Source organism: Labrenzia sp. 5N (assembly GCF_012395805.1).
Classification (GTDB): domain Bacteria; phylum Pseudomonadota; class Alphaproteobacteria; order Rhizobiales; family Stappiaceae; genus Roseibium; species Roseibium algicola.
This window is the reverse complement of the sequence record NZ_JAAZTM010000001.1, coordinates 32,720-53,320: the sequence shown is the minus strand read 5'-3', so window position 1 is coordinate 53,320 and position 20,601 is coordinate 32,720. Positions and strand designations below refer to the sequence as shown.

At 58.9% G+C, this 20,601-nt stretch carries 20 protein-coding genes; 10 read left to right on the top strand and 10 right to left on the bottom strand.

Going from position 1 to position 20,601, the window contains the following annotated elements; genetic code table 11:
- Positions 1-204: 204 nt before the first annotated feature.
- Entirely contained in the window at positions 205-1,272 is a 1,068-nt protein-coding gene (locus HEP89_RS00225) for a dipeptidase (protein ID WP_077290455.1), read from the bottom strand.
- 148 nt (positions 1,273-1,420) lie between these two features.
- Here HEP89_RS00225 and HEP89_RS00220 point away from each other — a divergent pair, with 148 nt between their 5' ends.
- Positions 1,421-2,158, top strand: a complete 738-nt coding sequence (locus tag HEP89_RS00220; protein WP_023000057.1) for a L,D-transpeptidase — start codon at positions 1,421-1,423, stop codon at positions 2,156-2,158.
- A 66-nt stretch (positions 2,159-2,224) separates the two neighbouring features.
- Here HEP89_RS00220 and HEP89_RS00215 read toward each other — a convergent pair whose 3' ends face one another.
- Positions 2,225-2,878 (bottom strand): hemolysin III family protein, encoded by a 654-nt coding sequence (locus tag HEP89_RS00215; RefSeq protein WP_023000058.1) that lies wholly within the window; start codon positions 2,876-2,878, stop codon positions 2,225-2,227.
- A gap of 297 nt (positions 2,879-3,175) precedes the next feature.
- On the opposite strand from HEP89_RS00215, the gene HEP89_RS00210 reads away from it, so the two are divergent.
- The gene (locus tag HEP89_RS00210; protein ID WP_168691055.1) at positions 3,176-4,687 is read left to right on the top strand and encodes a malonyl-CoA synthase; all 1,512 of its coding nucleotides are present in this window, start codon (positions 3,176-3,178) and stop codon (positions 4,685-4,687) included.
- On the opposite strand, the gene HEP89_RS00205 is transcribed toward HEP89_RS00210, so the two are convergent.
- A complete protein-coding gene (locus tag HEP89_RS00205) occupies positions 4,688-5,311 on the bottom strand; it encodes a TetR/AcrR family transcriptional regulator (protein ID WP_055658554.1) in 624 nt (207 codons plus the stop codon).
- 215 nt (positions 5,312-5,526) lie between these two features.
- On the opposite strand from HEP89_RS00205, the gene HEP89_RS00200 reads away from it, so the two are divergent.
- The gene (locus HEP89_RS00200) at positions 5,527-6,087 is read left to right on the top strand and encodes a carboxymuconolactone decarboxylase family protein (protein WP_168691054.1); all 561 of its coding nucleotides are present in this window, start codon (positions 5,527-5,529) and stop codon (positions 6,085-6,087) included.
- A gap of 35 nt (positions 6,088-6,122) precedes the next feature.
- On the opposite strand, the gene HEP89_RS00195 is transcribed toward HEP89_RS00200, so the two are convergent.
- On the bottom strand, positions 6,123-7,499 hold the full coding sequence (locus HEP89_RS00195) for an MFS transporter (RefSeq protein WP_168691053.1): 1,377 nt from the start codon (positions 7,497-7,499) through the stop codon (positions 6,123-6,125).
- Between the two features lie 82 nt (positions 7,500-7,581).
- Complete coding sequence (locus HEP89_RS00190; protein ID WP_168691052.1) at positions 7,582-8,556, bottom strand: LysR family transcriptional regulator; 975 nt, start codon at positions 8,554-8,556, stop codon at positions 7,582-7,584.
- Between the two features lie 78 nt (positions 8,557-8,634).
- Here HEP89_RS00190 and HEP89_RS00185 point away from each other — a divergent pair, with 78 nt between their 5' ends.
- From HEP89_RS00185 to HEP89_RS00175, 3 genes are all read left to right on the top strand, one after another.
- Positions 8,635-9,555 (top strand): DMT family transporter, encoded by a 921-nt coding sequence (locus HEP89_RS00185; protein ID WP_168691051.1) that lies wholly within the window; start codon positions 8,635-8,637, stop codon positions 9,553-9,555.
- A 97-nt stretch (positions 9,556-9,652) separates the two neighbouring features.
- A complete protein-coding gene (locus HEP89_RS00180; protein ID WP_023000065.1) occupies positions 9,653-10,237 on the top strand; it encodes a nitroreductase family protein in 585 nt (194 codons plus the stop codon).
- 150 nt (positions 10,238-10,387) lie between these two features.
- Positions 10,388-10,927 carry a DUF2867 domain-containing protein gene (locus HEP89_RS00175; RefSeq protein WP_208993867.1) on the top strand — a complete coding sequence of 180 codons (540 nt, stop codon included), beginning with the start codon at positions 10,388-10,390 and terminating at the stop codon, positions 10,925-10,927.
- On the opposite strand, the gene HEP89_RS00170 is transcribed toward HEP89_RS00175, so the two are convergent.
- A complete protein-coding gene (locus HEP89_RS00170) occupies positions 10,912-11,568 on the bottom strand; it encodes a cupin domain-containing protein (RefSeq protein WP_168691050.1) in 657 nt (218 codons plus the stop codon). The two genes, HEP89_RS00175 and HEP89_RS00170, sit on opposite strands and share 16 nt — an antisense overlap.
- 158 nt (positions 11,569-11,726) lie before the next feature.
- Positions 11,727-12,479 (bottom strand): transporter substrate-binding domain-containing protein, encoded by a 753-nt coding sequence (locus HEP89_RS00165; protein WP_023000068.1) that lies wholly within the window; start codon positions 12,477-12,479, stop codon positions 11,727-11,729.
- Positions 12,480-12,844: 365 nt separating this feature from the next.
- Here HEP89_RS00165 and HEP89_RS00160 point away from each other — a divergent pair, with 365 nt between their 5' ends.
- Both HEP89_RS00160 and HEP89_RS00155 read left to right on the top strand, forming a co-directional pair.
- Complete coding sequence (locus tag HEP89_RS00160) at positions 12,845-14,320, top strand: ATP-binding protein (protein ID WP_031268989.1); 1,476 nt, start codon at positions 12,845-12,847, stop codon at positions 14,318-14,320.
- 80 nt (positions 14,321-14,400) lie between these two features.
- The gene (locus HEP89_RS00155) at positions 14,401-14,766 is read left to right on the top strand and encodes a nuclear transport factor 2 family protein (protein WP_145915810.1); all 366 of its coding nucleotides are present in this window, start codon (positions 14,401-14,403) and stop codon (positions 14,764-14,766) included.
- Positions 14,767-14,791: 25 nt separating this feature from the next.
- Here the strand turns inward: HEP89_RS00155 and HEP89_RS00150 are convergent, their stop codons facing one another.
- The 3 genes from HEP89_RS00150 to HEP89_RS00140 form a co-directional block, all read right to left on the bottom strand.
- A complete protein-coding gene (locus HEP89_RS00150) occupies positions 14,792-15,196 on the bottom strand; it encodes a GFA family protein (protein ID WP_168691049.1) in 405 nt (134 codons plus the stop codon).
- A gap of 67 nt (positions 15,197-15,263) precedes the next feature.
- Positions 15,264-15,578 carry a hypothetical protein gene (locus HEP89_RS00145; RefSeq protein WP_062489557.1) on the bottom strand — a complete coding sequence of 105 codons (315 nt, stop codon included), beginning with the start codon at positions 15,576-15,578 and terminating at the stop codon, positions 15,264-15,266.
- Positions 15,579-15,750: 172 nt separating this feature from the next.
- Positions 15,751-17,784 carry a methyl-accepting chemotaxis protein gene (locus tag HEP89_RS00140; RefSeq protein WP_168691048.1) on the bottom strand — a complete coding sequence of 678 codons (2,034 nt, stop codon included), beginning with the start codon at positions 17,782-17,784 and terminating at the stop codon, positions 15,751-15,753.
- 192 nt (positions 17,785-17,976) lie between these two features.
- Between HEP89_RS00140 and hmgA the strand changes: the two genes are divergently transcribed.
- Positions 17,977-19,347: a homogentisate 1,2-dioxygenase gene (gene hmgA, locus HEP89_RS00135; protein ID WP_168691047.1), complete on the top strand. Its 1,371-nt coding sequence runs from the start codon at positions 17,977-17,979 to the stop codon at positions 19,345-19,347.
- Positions 19,348-19,529: 182 nt separating this feature from the next.
- Positions 19,530-20,543 (top strand): fumarylacetoacetate hydrolase family protein, encoded by a 1,014-nt coding sequence (locus HEP89_RS00130; protein WP_077290443.1) that lies wholly within the window; start codon positions 19,530-19,532, stop codon positions 20,541-20,543.
- Positions 20,544-20,601 lie beyond the last annotated feature (58 nt).

Below are 20,601 nucleotides of genomic sequence, written 5' to 3'. Positions count from 1 at the left end.
GCATCTTGTGCCACCGATGAGGGTGGGTCTTGAACGTGCAGTTCAGGTGGAATTCCGGATCTAATATTTAGACGGCTGCCAAAAAATAACAATAAATGCATTGTTTCTCCGCCCGTCCACAAATGCAATCGCTAACTGTTTACGCATGGTAACAAGTTTGCGAGGCGGGCGGAGTGATCTTGATCAAAGGCGAGACAGGCCCGTTCAGCCGGCAGCTTTCTCCAGTGCGGAGATCCAGTTTTTCCAGGCGATCTTTTCCAGTACCGGTGTATTGAAGCCGCGGCCATCTAGCTCTTCCATCAGACGGGACAGACCGGTGACGTCGCCAATGTCGCGCGGCAGGACACAGCCGTCGAAGTCCGAGCCGAGAGCCACGCTGTCTTCGCCGAGGCGGTCAACCAGATAGGCTGCATGGTCGGCAATGACCGAAAGCGGCGTGTCACGCGAATGACCACCGTCCTTGCGCAGGAAGGCAACGTGGAAATTGATGCCGACGAGCCCTCCGCTTTCCTTGATGGCATCAAGTTGCTTATCCGTCAGATTGCGGCTGCTTTCGCAAATCTTGTGAACATTGGAGTGGCTGGCAACGATCGGCCGTTCTGTGATGCGCGCCAGGTCCCAGAAACCCTTTTCGTTCAGATGGGACACATCAAGCAGCACCCCGAGCTGGTTGCAGGCGCGAACCAGATCTCGACCCGCGCCGGTCAGGCCGGGGCCGATATCCGGTGAAGCCGGGTGCGCCATCGGCACACCGTATCCGAAATCATTCTCTCGGCTCCACACCAGTCCAAGTGAGCGCAGACCGCGGCCGTAGAGTTCCTCCAGCGCATAGAGGTTGGTATCGATGGCTTCGGCACCTTCAATGTGAAGGCTTATGGCAATCTGGCCGGTTTCGATCGCTGTACGGTTCTCGTCCGGCGTTCTGCAAATGACGACATTGCCTTCCGACTGGGCTTCGATCTGCTCGGCCCGTTCCAGCATACGTTTTGTGAAATCAAACGCGCTCTTCTGCGGTACGGGCTGATAGTTGGCAGGGTCCTTCGGGTTGAAGGGGCGGGTGAAGTCCTGTTCCGGGTTGGACGGTACGAACATGGCGAAAAGCCCGCCGGCAAATCCGGCTTCCTGCGCCCGCACCATGTCGATGTGGCCTGTGGTCGAGCGGTCAAAGAAACTGCGCTCGGTGCCTTTCATGGCCTCGATTTCAAGTTTCAGGAGTGTGTCGTTGTGACCGTCGAAGACGGGAAAAGGCGACTTTGAAACGTTTGTCTGCACGGAAGGACCTTGAGTGTGGGGTGGGCCGGAGAAGGTCGGCTGGGAATAATCTAAGGATTCATCTGAAGAATGTAAGGCAGTTCGGCGAATGTGACTTGCAACTGTTGAAAACCTGTCTCAAGAAGGAGCCAGAATTTGTGGAGGTCTCATGAAGCGTTCCAATTCGCCGCTCGATGTTGACAGTTCGCCAGCAGGTGGCGCGATGAACAGGCGTGGTTTCCTGGCCGCCGGCCTGGTGCTTACGGCAGCCGGCCTTGCAGGATGTCAGTCCGCCGGGCTGGTTGGTCTGCCGGATCAGGCCGATCTGCCGGACGAGCAGTTCGACTATGCGGCTGCCTATGCGGCATGGCCCGATGGCGATTACACCTGGCCGGCAATCAACTACAAGAATTTCGACCAGAAGTACTGGCGGCAGATCGTGGAGTACAAAACCCGCGAGCGGCCCGGAACCATCATCGTCGATCCTTATAACAACTTCCTGTACTGGACGCTCGGCAACGGCAAGGCGCTGCGCTATGGCATCGGTGTGGGCAAGGCCGGGTTCGCCTGGTCGGGCGAGGCGAAGATCCGCGTCAAGCGGCCTCATCCGATCTGGCGCCCTCCACGCGAAATGATTGCCCGCAAGCCGTCTCTGGAGCGTTATTGGGAAAAGGGCTACCCGCCCGGTCTGAAGAACCCGCTCGGCGCGCGCGCCATGGATCTGTGGCAAGGCGCCACTGACACGCTTTACCGTATCCACGGCACCAACCAGCCGAACTCTATCGGCAAGAGTGTGTCTTCGGGCTGTATCCGCATGTGGCAGCAGGACGTGATCGACCTGTACAGCCGCGTGCCGCTGCAGACAAAGGTGGTCGTGCTCAGCAAGGATCCCAACGCGGACGCCTAAGCAGTCACGCTGATGGAAATGGAAAAGGGCGGTACCTGTCGGTGCCGCCTTTTTTGTCGAGTGGTTTCAGGCGGCCCTGATCAGGGCCACGTCGTGGAACACGGCAGAGAAATGACAGACCGCGGCGGCCAGTACGAAGGCGTGCCAGATCGCATTCTGGAATGGCAGGCGTTTCCAGGCATAGAAGGCTGTTCCAACCGTATAAAGCAGCCCGCCCGCCAGGATCATGTAGAACCCGAACGCGGATGCTTTCTCGATCAGCGGATTGACGGCAAAAACGACCACCCAGCCTAGCGCGAGGTAGATGGGGACAGTGAGGCGATCAAGCCCGGTCAGATGTGCCAGCTTGACGATGGCCCCGGCCAGCGCACCGGTCCACACGACAGCCAGCAGCACGCCGCCCGTCCATCCGCCGATGATCATTGCCGCCAGGGGGGTATACGTGCCCGCGATCATCAGGAAGATGGCCGCGTGGTCGAGCCGCCTCAAGATCCCTGTCTTGTGGTCTTTCGCCAGCATGTTGTAGAGCGCAGAACAGATCAGCATCGCCATCAGGCAGGCAGCATAGATCATGACAGTGACCTGCCGGGCAGGGTCACCCGCGTTCCAGAGCGTGGCTGCCAGAACAATGGTTGCGGTCAGCCCCAGGCAGATGCCGATCACATGAACGGCACCGTCGGCGACGAATTCTGCAAAGGTCTGCGGTCTGATTGTCGGCATCAAGTATCCCTCGGTCGTTCGGAGCGCGATTGCGTGGTCCAACCCCTCTCAGCTGAACGTGCGGATAATTTGACGAAGCAAATTCGCAATGCCGAGGAGGGCCAATCGGTCTCAAACCATTTCAGCACCATTTATGGCCTCACACCCTAAAGCATGGCGTGAAAGTTTTATGAAAGCTTGATTGTGGCAGGCCGCATTTCCCCGGACTTGCCCAAAATTCGCAGACTTGCTTTAAAATTGGGCACCGCTGGTATCAAATACATCCTTCCTGATTGCCCGCCATTTCGGAACACTGCGATGATGAACCATCTCTTTGACGCCCTGACCGCCTTCATACCGGATCAGTCCAAGGTCTTTCTCGAAACACTGGACGGCAGGAAGATTACCTATGCGGACATGTTCGCGCGGTCTGCGCAATATGCCGGTGCCCTCCAGAAACTGGGTGTCAAAGCGGGAGACCGCGTTGCTGTCCAGGTGGAAAAGACGCCCGATACCCTGATGCTCTATCTCGGCACGATCCGTGCCGGTGGCGTGTTTCTGCCTCTGAACACTGCCTATACCCCTACCGAAATCGGTTATTTCGTTGGTGATGCGGAACCGGCTGTCTTTGTCTGCGACCCGGCCAGGGCCGACGTGCTGGCCGGAACGGCGCAAAAGGCCGGCGCGCGATTGCACACGCTCGATCAGAACGGGGAGGGCAGCCTCAGTCTACTCGCAGACCAGATGCCGACGGACTATGACAACCGACCGCGTGAAGACGACGATCTGGCGGCCATCCTCTATACGTCCGGTACCACGGGACGTTCCAAGGGAGCGATGCTCACGCATGGAAATCTGGCGTCGAATTCGCAGACCATGGTGAAATACTGGCAGTTCACAGAAGACGATGTGCTGTTGCACGCCCTGCCGATTTTCCACACTCACGGGCTGTTCGTTGCCACCAACTGTCTGATGATGGCAGGCGGTTCCATGTTGTTCCTGCCGAAGTTCGACCTGGATCAGGTTCTTGCCGCTCTGCCGAAAGCAACAGCCATGATGGGTGTTCCGACATTCTATACGCGCCTGCTGGCATCGGACAGGTTCACGCGGGATGTGGCGGCCCACATGCGCCTGTTCATTTCAGGGTCAGCCCCGCTCTCGGCAGAGGTGCACAAGGAGTTTCGAGAGCGCACCGGACACGCAATTCTGGAGCGTTACGGCATGACCGAAACCAACATGAACACTTCCAATCCCTATGACGGTGCACGTCGGCCGGGAACGGTTGGATTTCCTCTGCCCGGTGTGGGGCTCCGTGTCGTCGATGCCAGAACCGGCCGAGAGCTGCCGGACGGAGAGGTCGGCATCATCGAGATCAAGGGTCCCAACGTTTTTCTGGGATACTGGCGAATGCCGGAAAAGACGGCGCAGGAATTTCGGGCGGACGGCTATTTCATCACCGGCGACATGGGGCGCGTCGATGAAGACGGATATGTTTCCATCGTCGGCAGGTCCAAGGATCTGATCATCAGCGGTGGTTTCAACGTTTATCCGGCCGAGGTTGAAGCGCTGCTGGACGAACTGCCGGGCGTCGCCGAAAGCGCGGTGATCGGCGTGCCGCATCCCGATTTTGGAGAGGCGGTGGTCGCCGTGCTGGCTCCGAAACCGGGAGCCGAACTGGGCCAGGACGCCGTTCAGGCCTCCTTGAACGATCGTCTGGCGAAGTTCAAGCAGCCCAAGAAGGTCCACATTCTGGAGGCCTTGCCGCGGAATACCATGGGCAAGATCCAGAAAAACGTGCTGCGTGAACGGTTCAGCGGCGATTTCGGCTGATCACGCCATCTTGCACTCACTCGCCTGTCCGCTTTTTTCGAGAAGGTCGAGACCTTTCAGCGTCGCTTCGCATGCAAGCCACAAGGATTTCTCTGAATGGACAACCTTGCTCAGCGTGTTGATGCCGATCATCAGCGTCTGAACCGCAAGTGCATTGCTGCGAATGTCATAGTCCTTCGGTAGTTCGCCGGTTTCGACACCCAGCTTGAGTAGTCTTTCCAACCGTTCCAGACTTCCGAAGATAACTTCTGCCAATACCGGCCCCAGTTCGGGATGGCTGCTGCAGAGTTCGCTAATTGCGTTGACAGCCATGCAACCGCGCCATTCCGGGTCACGGGCCCGCAGGCGGCATATGTCCTGAAAGAATTCAGTGATTACGCCACGCACCAGCTTGTTGGAATTGTCGTGAGCCAGAACCCTGTCCGGCGAGACCCGGGTGTAGCGGGCAAGCACTTCCTTGAACAGCTGCTCCTGGGAGCCGAAGGCGTTGTAGAAGCTCGATCGGGTTATCCCGAGAACCTCCGCAAGCGATTTGACGGAATTGTTGCGATAGCCTGTCTGCCAGATCTGGTTCATCACCACATCGAGCGCGTCTTCCCTGTCGAATTTGGACGGTCGTGCCATCGCTCTGGTCTCACGAACATGTTACGTCGATAGTTTTGTTCACATATGGACAAAACGCTTGTTCTGGTTTTATACACAAGTGATCAAAACGTAGCAAGTTCAAGCGCTGTCACGGACTGACGGGACGCATGGTGCGGTTCCCTCCAGTCGCGTCGGCGCCCCTGAAGACCACCTCGTTTCTTTTCCTCAGCCCAAGCTTTGAAGGAGCAAAAGGCATGTTTGACTACCACACCCCTGAAACTGCACCGCAAGGATCTCTGGACCTGCTCGAGAGGTCGAAGAAGGATTACGGCTTCTATCCGAAACTGCACCAGGTGATGGCCGAAGCCCCTTCCGTCTATGAAGCCTATCTGGAAACGTTCCGGCTTTTCACTCAAGCCACGGATCTGTCGCCGACCGAGCAGCAGGTCGTGATGATGACAGTGAACTACCTCAACGAATGTCACTACTGCATGGCAGGCCACACCATGCTGATGAAGATGGTGAAGGTGCCGGATGATGCGATTGCCGCCTTGCGCGTTGGAGGACGCCTGAACGACCCGAAACTGGAAGCGCTTCGCGTCTATACGCGATCCCTCGTCGAGCAGCGTGGACATATCGGTGACGATGCGTTGAAGGCATTTCTTGCTGCGGGTTATTCCAAACGGCAGGCGCTTGAAGTTCTTGTCGGCATCGCCGCCAAGACCTTGTCGAACTTTACCAACGCGTTGGCTCACACTGAGCTGGATGAGCCGGTCAAGCAATTTGCCTGGAAGAAGGAACCGGAAATGGCGTGACCTTCGAGGTCACTTGTTCCGGCACTCGGGAGAACTCAGCTCCCGGGTGCTGAACGGTAAGCTGGTGCATCATTGGCGAATGACCTGAAGCCATAGGCGCAGCACAGGGCGATCAGAACACCCATCACCCAGAAGATGGAGCCGAACCCTGCCTCCATGGCCAGCAGCACGCTGCCCATTGTGACACCGAGTGTTCCTCCAACCAGACGCGCCGTGATGACCAGGCCACTGACCTCTCCCTGCTTTTCCGAAGGGACCGCGTTGGCGGTGATCCGCCCGGTTGGGATCATCGCAAATGGAAGGGCAATTCCCCAGACCAGAAGAACCGGGGCTAGCACCAAATAGTTTTCCGCAAGGGTGAGGGTGCCGATAGCAATGTTGGCCAGAGCCAGAACCGCGAGGGCTACCAGAACCGGCTTGCGCGAACCGTGCCTGTCTCCCAACTTGCCGGCGGGTGCTGACAGGAAGGGAAACGGAAAAACGGCGACGACAGTTGCGAGACCTGCCGCCAGCGCCGTGAATTTCATGTCGAGCTGCAGGAAATGGGGCACGAAGATCGCAACGACGATCTTGTTCATCTGTGTCAGAAGGATCACGAGAACACTGGCGTGAAACGCCTTCAGTCGAAACAGGTGCACATCGATCAGCGGCATCCGTTGCCTGGCTTCAAAGGCTACGAAAAACACGGTCCCGGCAATTCCGGCCAGCAAGCTGCCCAGGATCAGTGGCGTCATCCAGCCAAAGTCGGGACCTTCCATCAGGCCGAAAATGATCCCCGTCATGCCAACAAGCAACAGGAGCAGACCTATCCGGTCTATGAGCGGGCGGGAAGGAGTTTGCTGCGGCGGTTGCCAGAACAGGCAGGCAAGCACAGTGCCAACGGCGACAATAGGAATGTTGACCCAAAAGACCCAGCGCCAGGAAAGAAAATCAGTCAGGACACCGCCCAGCAGCGGTCCCGCGGCCAGGAATATCGTTGCCATCCCCGCCAGAATGCCGATTGCACGGCCCCGTTCTGCCTTGTCGAAAGTGAGGGTCGCGGCTGCGAGCGTCATCGGGAACATCACTGCTGCGCAAAGGCCCTGGACGATGCGCATGCCGATCAGCAGCTCAGGTCCGTTTGAAAATCCGGCCAGAAGACTGGCGAGCGCAAACACACTGGCGCTGACAATTAGGGCAGGGCGCAACCCGAAAAGGTCGATCGCCTTGCCGCCGATAGCGGCGAAGCAGGTGAACGTCAGCATGTAGGCGTTGACGATCCAGTGGGTCAGTGTGGGCGATAGCCCCATCTCGGACCGGATTGCCGGGAGTGAAACGCCAAGGATTGTCTCGTCCAGCATCACCAGGCCGCCAAGCGTACCCATGGCCAGAACAAGCCCGCGTTTGCGATCCTTTTCGGAGAGTGAAGCCACTGCCTGTCTCCCCCGTTCGCCGGAAATTACCGGCTTTTCCCCTTCTCACCTTGAAAAGCTTACGAAGGTTACTGCTTCGCGCCTAGGTTTTTTTCAACTCCGACCCGGCAGTTTGACCCGTTCCGCCGAAGGCAAGCGTCGACAAGGCCCTGTCGGACTGGTGGCTCCAGGCGGTCAGGGCAGACGAGAGGCGTGCCGCCGGACTGTCCTGCGGGTCCGAGGCGCGGCGAACACACCACCAGTCGAGCGAAACACCGCCTTCGGCAATCGGGCGGGAAACCAGCGTCCCATCAGCCAGCTCCGGCTCGATGGCCCACTTGCTGAAGATGGCAACGCCGAACTTGGCGCGCACCAGATCGATCACGGCTTCCGGTGTCGGCATTGGGGTCAACCGCCGGAACGGCTGGGTGGGGGCGCCAAGCAGGGTTGTCCAGTCAAATCCGGGTTCTGCGGTCAGCGGATAAACGAAGAAACGCTCATCGCCCATGTTTTCGCTGTTGACGACAGGCTCTGCGGCAAGCGGGTGATTGTGCGCCAGCACCGCGACAATCGGGTCCGTGCCCAGCTTCACCGCGCGCAGCGAGGCAAGTGCCGGTTCGCGGCCGAAAACCAGCGAAACGTCCACGGAACCGTCGAGGAGCGAGGCCAGGGGATGCGCCGTCGCACGCGATGACAGATCGACCGACAGTTTCGGGTCGGCCGTGTCCAGATACTCCAGAAAAGCGGGAAACCAGTGATAGCGACTGTAGGTTGCCTGGCCGAGACGAACGAGGATCCTGGCGTCCCTTGCAGAGGCTTCAAGATCCTGCTCCAGACGAAACAACTCGCCGAGAAAGGTCTCGCCCAGATGCCGCAGACGCTCGCCCTCCGGCGTCAGTTCAATCCGGTTCTCGGCGCGGCGTGCCAGAACCACCCCCAGGCGGCGCTCTGCTTCCCGCAGCCTGTGTGAAGCTGCAGACTGGGACACGCCGAGACGGGTGGCGGACGCGGTCATGCTGCCGGTTTCGCCAAGCGCGGAAAGAAGGGTCAGGTGATGGAGGGCCAGTCGAGGGATCATATTAGTATGAAAGCATTTCATGATCTGAATGAAAACTAGGAATTTTGTTTGCTCATCGTTGCACGGTATCGACAAGGCATGAGCAACATCACCTTTCCTCACATCAGCCTTGGGACGACTGGGGCTACACTCGTCATTGCAGCCTCTGCAGCCTGTTTCGGCCTCGTGCCGATCTTCGTGCGGGAGCTTCAGGGCCTAGGCGCTGGCCCGGCTACAATCGCGCTACATCGTTACGGCTTTTCCGTCCTGTTCCTGCTTCCCTTTCTGCCGTTCGAGAAGCGCAAACGAGGCGGCGCCCTGTTGATGGCGGGAGCAGGTCTGGTGCTGGGGCTCAGCCTGATCGGCCATCTGGAGGCGATCCGCGTGGCACCCGTTGCCGCTGCCGGTGTCGTCTACATGTCCTATCCGGTTTTCGCGGCCCTCTTTGCCTGGGGTCTGCTCAGGCAAGCGTTGACTTGGAGATCATTTGCCTCGGCAGGTCTGGTTATTCTGGCCGCCGGGCTGCTGCTCGATCCGTCGTCGCTATCCCCCGAGGCACTGCAGGCACTTTTATGGGCCATTCCTGCTCCCATCGCGTTCGGCTTTCTGATTGTTGTCCTCAGCGGGCTGGCAGGCGAGTTGAATTCGCTGGAACGGACGGCTTGCGGACTTTCCGGGTCCGTCATTGGTTTGTTGCCCCTCGCGATCAATGAAGGGCAGGGCTCAGTTCTGCCGGCAAGCACCGGCCAGTGGGGCCTCATCGTCGCCATGGGACTTGGAACGGCTCTTGTTCCGCAGATCCTCTATACGATCGCTTGTCAGAAGGTTGGGCCTGTTCGCACCGCGGCTGCGGGAAGTTTCGAGCTGCCGACCATGTTTCTGGTCGGCTGGCTGGTCTTTGGCGAAGCGATTGGCTTGAGGGAGTTGCTGTCCGCAGCCGTGGTGTTGTCGGCAATCCTGATCGCGCCATCCATCGAGGCAGGACCCCGATTGGATCGGGAAGTCGCACCGACAACATAAAATCTTGGAGTAAAGTATCTTGATATCGAGATAAAAATCACCTATCTCCTGTTCAGCCCGATGGATATATGCCCGGAATAGACTGGAGACACTGCTCATGACTGCCCGTACCCCCGATCATCCGATTGAAAACCTGTTCGTCGACCGCTGGTCACCACGTGCCTTTGACCGGTCGACGATCGAGGAAGCGGATCTGAAAACCATTCTGGAGGCTGCCCGCTGGTCGCCGTCTGCCTTCAACATCCAGCCTTGGCGTTTCGTCTATGCCCGCAGGGGCGATGCCGACTGGCAGGTCCTGGTCGATCTTCTCAACCCGTTCAACCGCGACTGGGCGCAACACGCCTCCGCACTTGTCTATCTGTTTTCCGACAGCGAAGTGGACGGCAAGGATGGTAAACCGAACAGAGCCAACGGCTTGCACACTTTCGATGCCGGTTCAGCCTGGGCGCATGCAGCCCTGCAGGCAACCGCGCTTGGTTTTCATGCGCATGGCATGGCCGGGATCCTGAAAGACGAGATCCACGAAAAACTCGGTGTGCCAGAACGCTATCTGCCGCAGATTGCCATTGCCATTGGCCGGCGGGGTGACACTGCGGACCTGCCTGAAACCTTGCAGGAACGCGAAACCCCAAGCAGCCGCAAACCGCTGGCTGAAATCGCTTTCGCAGGCGCCTGGGCCTGAGGGCGGAGGTCGGCACACAATCACTTTCCCAAAAAGGCAGCGGGCTGATTCCGCTGCCTTTTTGCTGCGGCAATCTGCAAGGGGTTTTTCCGGTGGCAGCAGGTATAGGTTTGGCAAGTCGAATTTGCTGGAGGGAGCCAGGACATGGCCATGACCGACAAACTGCCGGAAGAAAGTCTCCTCAATACCTATAGGGCGGCCGACGATTATCTCGACACCTTTTCCATCCCGATCCGCGGACGGGAAGACCTGTTGACCGCAGATATGCGCGTACTTGCCGAACGCATTCTGATGGCAGAAATCGGCTGGGTGACTGCGCTTCTCTCGTTCCGCGACAAGCTTGCAGGGCTCGTCGGCATGAAGACAACGAAGGCTCTGGCACAGGAACAAGGCGCCGATAACATCATCTGCAAGGGCGAGGGAGACCGGATCGGTTTCTTCAAGATCTATTCGGTTTCAGAAGATGAGATCATTCTGGGCGAGAACGACTGGCACCAGGATTTCCGTGTCTCCGTGTTCCGCAAAAGGGGAGGAGCCGCGCGGATCTATGTTTCGACCTGCTGCAAACGGCATAACCTGGCCGGTCATGCCTATCTTGCGTTGATCCTGCCGTTGCACAAGATGATCGTCAAAACCCAGCTTGCCAGGGGGACGGCCCTCCAGCACTGGGCAACTCAGAACGCCAGGTGACCCGTTTTTCTCCAAACGCGGGCGCCCTGGGTTGTCGTGATTTCCTGCCGGGTTCCCGCCGGCAGGCGTATCCAGGTACCTTGATCGTGACGGCCGCTCTCGTCTTCGAAACTGCCTTCAACGACAAAATACTCCGCTCCGCCCGGGAAGGTTTGCGGAGCCAGTCTGGCGCCTCTTTCCCAGTCGAGCATCACCACTTCCTCTTCCGGCCGGATGAACAGCGGCAGGATGCTCTCTCCGGGTCTGCCGGCCTGCCAGCCGCTGGGGTCCAGAGTGTTCACCCGGACAAAGGCATCATCGTCAGGCTGCATCTGGCGTAATTTCACAAGGATGACGGCGCCAGGTTCGCTCGAAGGCACATGGCTGGAGCCCGGAGGATTGCGGACATACATGCCTTTGGGAAAATCCCCGCTTTCATCCGAGAACACACCGTCCAGAACCAGAAATTCTTCACCCATGTCATGCTTGTGAGCGGAAAAGGCAGAGCCGGGAGCGTATCTGACCAGACTGGTGGCTCGCGCGACCTCTTCACCATCGCGCTCCAGCATCCTTCGCTCCACACCTGCCATTGGTGAGGGCACCCAGTCGAGCGTGGCGCTGTCGACAATTGCAGGCTGCGTCAGGTCTGCATGAATTTTCATCCGGTCCATCCCAATATGATTCTTATTATGTTCACATGGGGCAGGATATCCCCATTTGGAAGGGGACAGATTTGAACTCGTTGTGAAGCATTTCAGGCATTGCAAGCAATCGAGGGAGCCAAATCAGAGCCTGCTTATTTCTCGCGGCTGCCCGGGCCTCAGGACGGGCTTGCCTGGGACTGACCCTCCCCATCGCGTTCCGGCCACAAAAGGCGGTCATATTCTCCGGTGTCGCGAAGCTTCCTCAAACCTTGGTTGAACCGGGTGCACAGTTCCTCACCGCTTTCAATGTTCCTGGAAACGATTACGCGGTAGTCCCAAAGGACATTGACGTTTTCCAACGACTTGAAACGCGCGGTCTCCTCGGGAGAAAAAGCGTCAGCCAATGCATCGGCAGCCACCTCTCCGTTGCCCATGACCACATCGACACGCCCTACATCAAGCATCTTGAAAAGGTCTGCCAGGGAACTTTGGCGATAGACGGTGATCTGATCGGCGGTAACCAGTTTATCCAGGTCCTCCCCAAGGGCTGCCCCGTCAAGTGCGCCAAGGCTCAATCCGCTGAGGTCCTGCACATTTTGCGCATTCACAGGTCGGTCTGACGAATAGAAGAATTGCTCGCGCTCAACCAGAACTGCGTCGCAGAAATGAAAGAAAGGTTCTCGCTCAGCGGTTTTGCCCCAACCTGCGGAAGCCTGCCAGCGGCCGGACTGGGCTTCCAGCAAGGCACGTTTCCAGGGAAAGAAGCCGTACTCCACCGTAAGGCCTTCAAGTTCGAAGGCCTTTGCGACGACCTTGGCGTAGGTTCCGTATCCTTCGTCACTTTCGGAAAAATAAGGGGGCCACTCACCGACGGCGATACGGACGATATCGGCTTTGGCGGGATGCACCGCAAGCGCAAGGATCGACAACAAAGCGCCGGCAAGCAGCGTTTTGAGTTGTATTAAAACGAGCCGGCACGAAGAGCCTGCCAATCCATTGACTGTCACAGCGATTTCCCTGAAAAAGCTCCCGTTCTACCAACCTTAGCACAGAAGTCCTGCGTGGCACCTGGCAAAGCCGACATTGCTTAACGCAGGCCCGAACCGGATTTTCGGCCTCTTCTGGAGACAGCCTGTCAGTTAAAGGTTGCTATTCGGTGGAATTCTGGGAAAACCCGGCTTTCCCGGCAGGCTGGCTTTGCAAGTGGCACGGAATCGTGCTGACTACCGCACTGCACGAAATCCAGAAAACGGAGAAGCCGCAGCGCTGCCGAGGCTGCAAGAAAAGTGGTCGCATGACGGTACAAATCGATATCGGGGAAATGACAGGCGGCGCACGCGCCGGTCTTGATCTGGAAGAACTGCTGGCAACGCGCCTTCTGGTGCAGGGCAATTCCGGCTCGGGAAAGTCGCATCTCCTGCGCCGGCTTCTTGAACAGTCCGCGAGCTGGGTCCAGCAGGCCATTATCGATCCCGAAGGCGACTTCGTGTCTCTGGCAGATAAGTTCGGCCATGTCGTTGTCGATGCGGTCGGCACCGAAAAGGATCTTCAGATGATCGCCGCACGTGTGCGCCAGCACCGGGTGTCGGTGGTACTTAATCTGGAAGGTCTTGATGCGGACCGGCAAATGAAAGCGGCTGCAACCTTTCTCGACGGCCTGTTCGATGCGGACCGCGATCTCTGGTATCCGATGCTGGTCATCGTTGATGAAGCACAGCTCTTTGCACCTGCCGCTGCCGGCGAGGTGACCGAGGAGGCCCGGCGCCGTTCACTCGGAGCCATGACCAACCTGATGTGCCGCGGCCGCAAACGCGGACTTGCCGGCGTCATTGCCACCCAGCGTCTCGCCAAGCTTGCCAAGAACGTCGCCGCAGAAGCGTCCAACTTCCTGATGGGCCGTACGTTCCTGGATATCGACATGGCACGTGCTGCCGACCTTCTCGGCATGGAGCGGCGCCAGGCCGAAAGTTTCAGAAATCTCGACAGGGGCCACTTCATCGCTCTCGGACCGGCCATGTCGCGCCGTCCCGTTCCGGTCAAGATCGGCCCGGTGGAGACGATGGGGCGGGGCGGAACTCACAAACTGCTGCCACTGCCGGAGCAGCCCAAGGAAGACGCCAAGGATCTGATCTTCACGCCGGGAGCGGACGAAGTTCAGCCGGTCCGCCAGCGTTTCGTCGAGCCTGTGGTTTCGACCGGCGACGTGCTCGACCAGCTCAGCAGTGCAGAACGAGCTAGCGCTGAAGACGTGCCACAGGCTGAGAGCCTGCTCGATTTCGGCGAACGCGAGCAGAAAATTTCCGAAATCATTGCAGGTATTCTGGAAGACGAGGAAGCTGCGTTCCAGCCGATTGCCACGCTCTATCAGGACTTTCAGGTCCGCTGCCGCATTTCCAAACTGGCGGGCGGCGCACCGGACCTGCAGACTTTCCGAGAAAAGCTCTCCGTTGCCCGTGCGGGTGTCGAAAAGGGCGAAATGGACGACGGAGCCTGGGCCCAGGCGGAACTGATCGCCTCCGAACTGCCGGAAGACATGCGCGGTGTGTATCTGTTGCTGGCAAAGGCCGCGATCGCGAAGGCGCCGTGCCCCGGCAACATTGAAATTGCCACCGCCTACGGCACACGGTCGCCCGGTAGGGCGCGCTGGCTGTTGAGCCATATGGAAGAACGCGGATTTCTTGTCTGCGCCACCGACTTGCGCGGCAATCGTATCGTGACGCTGACCGACCTTGGCTGGCAGACGGCACCGGGTGACGAAGCCGCCGCCTGACGCGGCCTTTGCAGCACACTGACTGGCGAGATTGCTAACTTTCGCGCATGCTTCTGCAGAAGACTGCAAGGGAGGCAAACATGACGCTGGAAGAGACCATCGACATCTATTGTGCAGCCTGGTCTGAACGTGACCCATCCTATCGGCAGGATCTGCTCGGCAGGTCCGTAGCGGAAGACGTCAGATACACGGACCCGGAAACCGATGTGACCGGTATCGCTGCGCTGGTTGACCACATCTCCGGCGTTCTGGCAAAAAGGGTCGGTGCGAAGATCCTTCGGACCAGCAGTGTCGACAGCCACCACGGTTCAGCGCGGTTTGCCTGGCAGATGGTCAATGCGGACGGAACGGTGCTGCCGGAAGGACTTGATGTCGTCTGGATTGACGAAGAAACCGGAAAACTCAGGACGGTCCTCGGGTTCTTCGGCGCCTTGCGACGGGAATAGGCAAGCCGATCCGGCGTTCCGGGTTTCAGGAAGGCAAGGCTTCGAATTTCGGGACAGTTTCCAGGCCGTCGTCCCAATCGGCGCGGCTGGCGGTGAAGATATGACCTGCCGGTTTCAGGGTGACGGGCGTGTCCAGACTTCCTGCCGGCACAACCAGTAGCTTGCCGTCCATCAGAAGATTGGGAAGGGCTGATCCACACTCGGTGCAGAAGGCCTTCGTGTGGCGCGTACCAGCCAGCGTGAAGGACCTGACCTTGTCCTCACCGGATGTCCAGGCAAGGCTTGCCGTTGAGGAAAAGAGATTGGCCGCATGTGCGGATCCGGTGTCTTTCCGGCAATGTCCGCAGTGGCATAGAAAGAAGGTCTCGAAGTCGCCTTCGATGGTGAAAGTGGCGTTGCCGCACAGGCAACGTCCTTTGTGAACCGACATTTGACAGCATCCTGCAAGGTGGGGATCTGCTGCTGCATAGCAACTTGCACCTTCAAAGGCCACCCGGTCAGATTGCAGGGCGCATCCGTCTTGTGGAAGAGTTGCGCGACGGATCAACGGGCTGAGATGCCAGCAAATAGTCGAGCTGCGAAAGCTCCAGCGAAATGCCATCGATCGTGCGGGTAAGCACGCTTTCCAGATAACTGCCACCGGGAGACCTGTCCCGGATCGCGATAGCCCGCTCCCGCGCCTTGCGCAGGTAAAGCATCATGGTGCGGACCTCGCCGCGCGTGACGGAGGTCAGTTGTTCCGTGCCTGGCGTCGACGCAGCAGCGGAGGAAACAGCGCAGGAATGCGCAACAGCAGTGTCGGCGAGCCGCATCGACTTTCTCCATTGTTCCTGTTTTGTTCTTTTTACGTCAGCTCGTATTTTCATTCAAGTGTGGAATCTCAAAACAGCCATTTCCGAGAACGGGAAATATGCCGGACAAAACAAAAAAACGGGCTCGCACAAGGGTTTGCGCGAACCCGGTTCTTGAGGTTATGTGTCTGACTTAAGCTGCGCGCACGCGGCTCAGGAAGTCTGCAATGGTGGCCTGCAAGCCCTGGGCATGTTCGGAAACCGACTGGGAGACCGACAGGACGTCGGCTGCCGAGCTGCTGGTTTCCTCGGCTGCCTGCATCACGTCGCCAACGCTGTTGCTCATGTCGCTGGTGCAGCTGGCTGCCTGCTGGACATTGTGGCTGATCTCGTTGGTGGCATCACCCTGCTGCGAGATCGCCGCGGCAATGGCTGCCGTGAACTGGTTGACCTCTTCCATGGTGCTGGCGATTTCCTGGATCGAGCCGACGGCATTGCGTGTCGAGGACTGGATACCGGTGACCTGCGTGGAGATTTCTTCCGTCGCCTTGGCGGTTTGCGTGGCCAGTTCCTTCACTTCCGCGGCAACCACCGCAAAGCCCTTGCCGGCTTCTCCGGCGCGAGCGGCTTCGATGGTGGCGTTCAGCGCCAGCAAGTTGGTCTGTTCTGCGATCGCCTGGATGAGGCTGACCACTTCACCGATCTTCTGCGCGGCGCTGTCGAGGCTGCCGACCTTGTCGTTGGAGTCGTTGGCAGCACGGGTTGCACTCGTGACGACTTCCTTGGTTTGGCCGATCTGGCGACCGATTTCGGAAATTGAGGCGGACAGCTCTTCAGCGGCGGAAGCCACTGTCTGGACGCTGCTTTGCGCAACTTCGGAAGATCCGGCAACCGAGGAAACCTTGGCGGAAGTGTCGCGCGCGATCGCATCGAGAGACGCTGCGGTCTGCTCCATGCGCTTGCTGTTGCCGCTGACCTGGTCGAGAACGGCGTGGACGTCGCGCTCGAAGGTTTCGATCAGGGCTTCGACAGTCTTCTGGCGCTCCAGCTGGCTGTGTTGGGCCTGCTCGGTGTCGTTCTGCAGCGACCGCCGTTCGGTTTCGTTTTCAACGAAGATTTCCAGCGCACCGGCCATCTGGCCGATTTCGTCCTTGCGGTCGAGATAGGCCACCGGCGTATCGACATCGCCTTCGGCAAGCTTGCGCATGCGAGCGGTCAGCATCTGCACCGGTCCGGCAATTGTGGAACCAAGCATCCACATCAGGAACGTGCCGGCTACCAGCAGGCCGAGGGCGAGCAGCAGGCTCATCTGCATGGTGGAATTGGCGCTTGCCAGAAGTTCGCTCTCGTCAACGGCGACAACAATGAACCAGTGTTGGCCGGTGCCGTCCAGTTCGAAGCCCTTGATGGCTTCCACCGTACCGTTTTGGGTCGTGAAGGCAGCTTCATTCTTGATCGACTGGATCTTGCCGACCATTGCCGCATCGGCCTTCTGGCCGAGGAGGGCTGCGTCCGGATGGGACACCCATACACCGGTTTCACTGAGAAGGCCGACATAGCCGCTTTCATAGGTCTGGCCGGCGCTCACCGCCTTCTGCAGGCCTTCCAGCGACACGTCGATGGTGGCGCCACCGATGCCGCGTCCGGAAGCATCCATGATCGGCGAGGAGGCCGTCGCCATCAGCACGTCGACATTATTGACCGGGTAGAGATAGGGCTCGGTCACCGTGTCGTGGCCCAGGTTCTTCGGCTTGTCGTACCACTCTTCAGAGCCGCTATCGCCACCGAACAGGAGCGGTTCCCATGCGACTTTTGCACCGTCGTTATAGAAATACGGAATGAAGCGTCCCTTGTCGTCGGAGAAGTTGGCGCCTGCATTGTCCGCGTCCTTGCCGGCCATGTCCGGTTCCAGGATCGCACCGCCGCCGACAAAATGTTTGTTCTGGCTGATCTGGTGCTCCATCACGGCTGCATAGGCGTTGCGATCGCTAACGCCGGCGTGCTGCATTCCCTCCAGGGCATCGGCCGCAGCGCGGGCCGCAAGCTGTGCCTGTGCCAGTGTCTTGCCGGCATCCAGAGCAAGTGCCTCGGCAGTCTTGCGGATGAGATCTTCACCCGATTTCTGCGACGTGGCCTGGGTCATGAAGGTGACGGCAAGAATAAGCGTCAGGAATCCAACCAGGAACACGCCGCTCGAGGCGAAAAAGATTCGATTTCTAAGAGACATGAAAAGCTCCAACGGTGAGACTGCGGGAACCCTAGGAGACGCACGTAAAGCAAAGCTTACGTTCTGCGGTTTTTTTGCATTGCGGCAGGAGAAAATCCGGCGCGGTCGCAAAAGCATCGACATGCCGCTTGATCCCGGGGATCAAAATGGTTACATATGCAACTAAATTCATCTCCGAACCGGGAGGACGTCATGGATCAGAGAACCGACAGCAATCAAAATCTAGCTGGAAACGGCCGTAACACGGCGGATCTGGAATATATGCCGGGCTTCGGCAACGATTTTGAAACCGAGGCTCTGCCGGGCGCCCTGCCGCAGGGCATGAACAGCCCGCAGAAATGTGCCTATGGCCTTTATGGCGAGCAGTTGTCCGGCACCGCCTTCACCGCTCCAAGCCATCAGAACGAGCGGACCTGGTGCTATCGCATCCGCCCGTCAGTCAAGCACACCAGCCGGTTCAGGAAGATCGACCTGCCTTACTGGAAATCGGCTCCGAATGTCTGCGACGACGTGGTTTCGCTCGGCCAGTACCGCTGGGACCCGGTGCCACACACGGATGAAGGCCTCAACTGGCTGACCGGCATGCGCACCATGACGACAGCCGGCGACGTCAACACACAGGTTGGCATGGCCAGCCACATCTACCTGATCACCAAGTCGATGGAGGACGAATATTTCTACTCCGCCGACAGCGAATTGCTGGTGGTTCCGCAGGAAGGTGTCCTCAGGTTTTGCACCGAGCTGGGCGTGATCGAGCTGGAGCCGAAGGAAATCGCAATCCTTCCGCGCGGCCTCGTTTACCGGGTCGAGCTGGTGGAAGGTCCGGCGCGCGGGTTCGTCTGCGAGAACTACGGCCAGAAATTCGAACTGCCGGGCAGGGGGCCGATCGGGGCCAATTGCATGGCAAACCGCCGAGACTTCAAGACGCCTGTCGCGCACTACGAGGATCGCGATGCCCCGTCGACGGTGACGGTGAAATGGTGCGGCCAGTTCCACGAAACAAAAATCGGTCACTCGCCTCTCGACGTTGTTGCCTGGCACGGCAACTATGCGCCCTGCAAATATGACCTCAGGAACTATTGCCCGATCGGGTCGATCCTGTTCGATCATCCCGATCCGTCGATCTTCACGGTGCTTACCGCTCCGTCCGGCGTTCCGGGCACCGCCAACATCGACTTCGTGCTGTTCCGCGAGCGCTGGATGGTGATGGAAGATACCTTCCGGCCCCCCTGGTATCACAAGAACATCATGTCGGAGCTGATGGGCAACATCTACGGCCAGTACGATGCCAAGCCGCAGGGCTTCATTCCCGGTGGCATGAGCCTGCACAACATGATGCTGCCGCATGGGCCGGACAACAATGCCTTCGAAGGCGCTTCGAATGCCGACCTGAAGCCGGAAAAGCTCGACAACACAATGTCCTTCATGTTCGAGACCCGTTTCCCGCAGCTCCTCACGGAATTCGCCGCCAAGGATGCTCCGCTGCAGGACGATTACATTGACTGCTGGGACTCGCTGGGCAAAAAATTCGATGGCACGCCCGAAGGGACCTGGAACAAATAGCCAAATCATCCAGGATTTGACCAACCGCAAACGGCAGATTGATCCGCACCGGTAGGTTACCCTGAACCTCCGGCGTCTCGCCGGGGGGCGGACAAGAACAAAGGCAGGAAGCCGCTGGCGGCTTCCCGGGAGAAACATCGCCGGGCACCACGGTCTGGCGAACATTAGGAGCTGAAAACCCGATGAAACTGGCAACGCTCAAGGATGGCAGCCGCGACGGCAAGCTGGTGGTGGTCAACGACCGCCTGACCTTCTGCACCGACGCAAGTCACATCGCGCCGACTTTGCAGGCAGCGCTCGATGACTGGGAACATGTGGCGCCGAAGCTGGAACTGCTGGCCGAGAGCCTGTCTCACGAAGCCGTACCGACGCTGCGTTTCCATGAACACGATGCTCATTCGCCGCTGCCGCGTGCCTACCAGTGGGCGGATGGTTCGGCCTACGTCAACCATGTCGAACTGGTGCGCAAGGCGCGCGGTGCGAAGATGCCGGAAAGCTTCTGGACGGACCCGCTGATGTATCAGGGCGGCTCCGACACATTCCTCGCCCCGCGTGATCCGATCTCCATGCGCGATGAGGCCTGGGGCATCGATATGGAAGGCGAAATTGCTGTCGTCACCGGCGATGTACCGATGGGTGTCAGCGCGGAAGCCGCGCGCGATCACATCCTTCTTGTGCTTCTGGTCAACGACGTTTCCCTGCGTGGCCTGATCCCGGCAGAACTCGGCAAGGGCTTCGGCTTCTTCCAGTCCAAGCCGTCTTCCGCCTTTTCGCCGGTTGCCGTCACGCCGGATGCGCTCGGCGATGCCTGGAAGGGCGGCAAGCTTCACCTGCCGCTGCATGTCGACCTCAACGGTCAGCCGTTCGGCCGCGCAAACGCGGGCATCGACATGACCTTCGATTTCGGCCAGCTCATTGCCCATGCGGCAAAGACCCGGCCGCTCAGTGCCGGCACGATCATCGGTTCGGGCACGGTCTCCAACAAGCTGGACGGTGGTCCGGGCAAGCCGGTGGCAGACGGTGGCGTCGGTTATTCCTGCGTTGCCGAGATCCGGATGATCGAAACGATCAACACGGGCGAAGCCAAGACGCCTTTCCTGAAGTTCGGAGACACTGTCCGCATCGAGATGCTCGACACCGAAGGCCATTCGATCTTCGGGGCCATCGAGCAGACCGTGGAGAAATACGAAGGGTAGTGATCAGGCCTTCCGGGATCTCGACACCATTTTCGGCAAGTAGCCCCTCCGCCTTGTG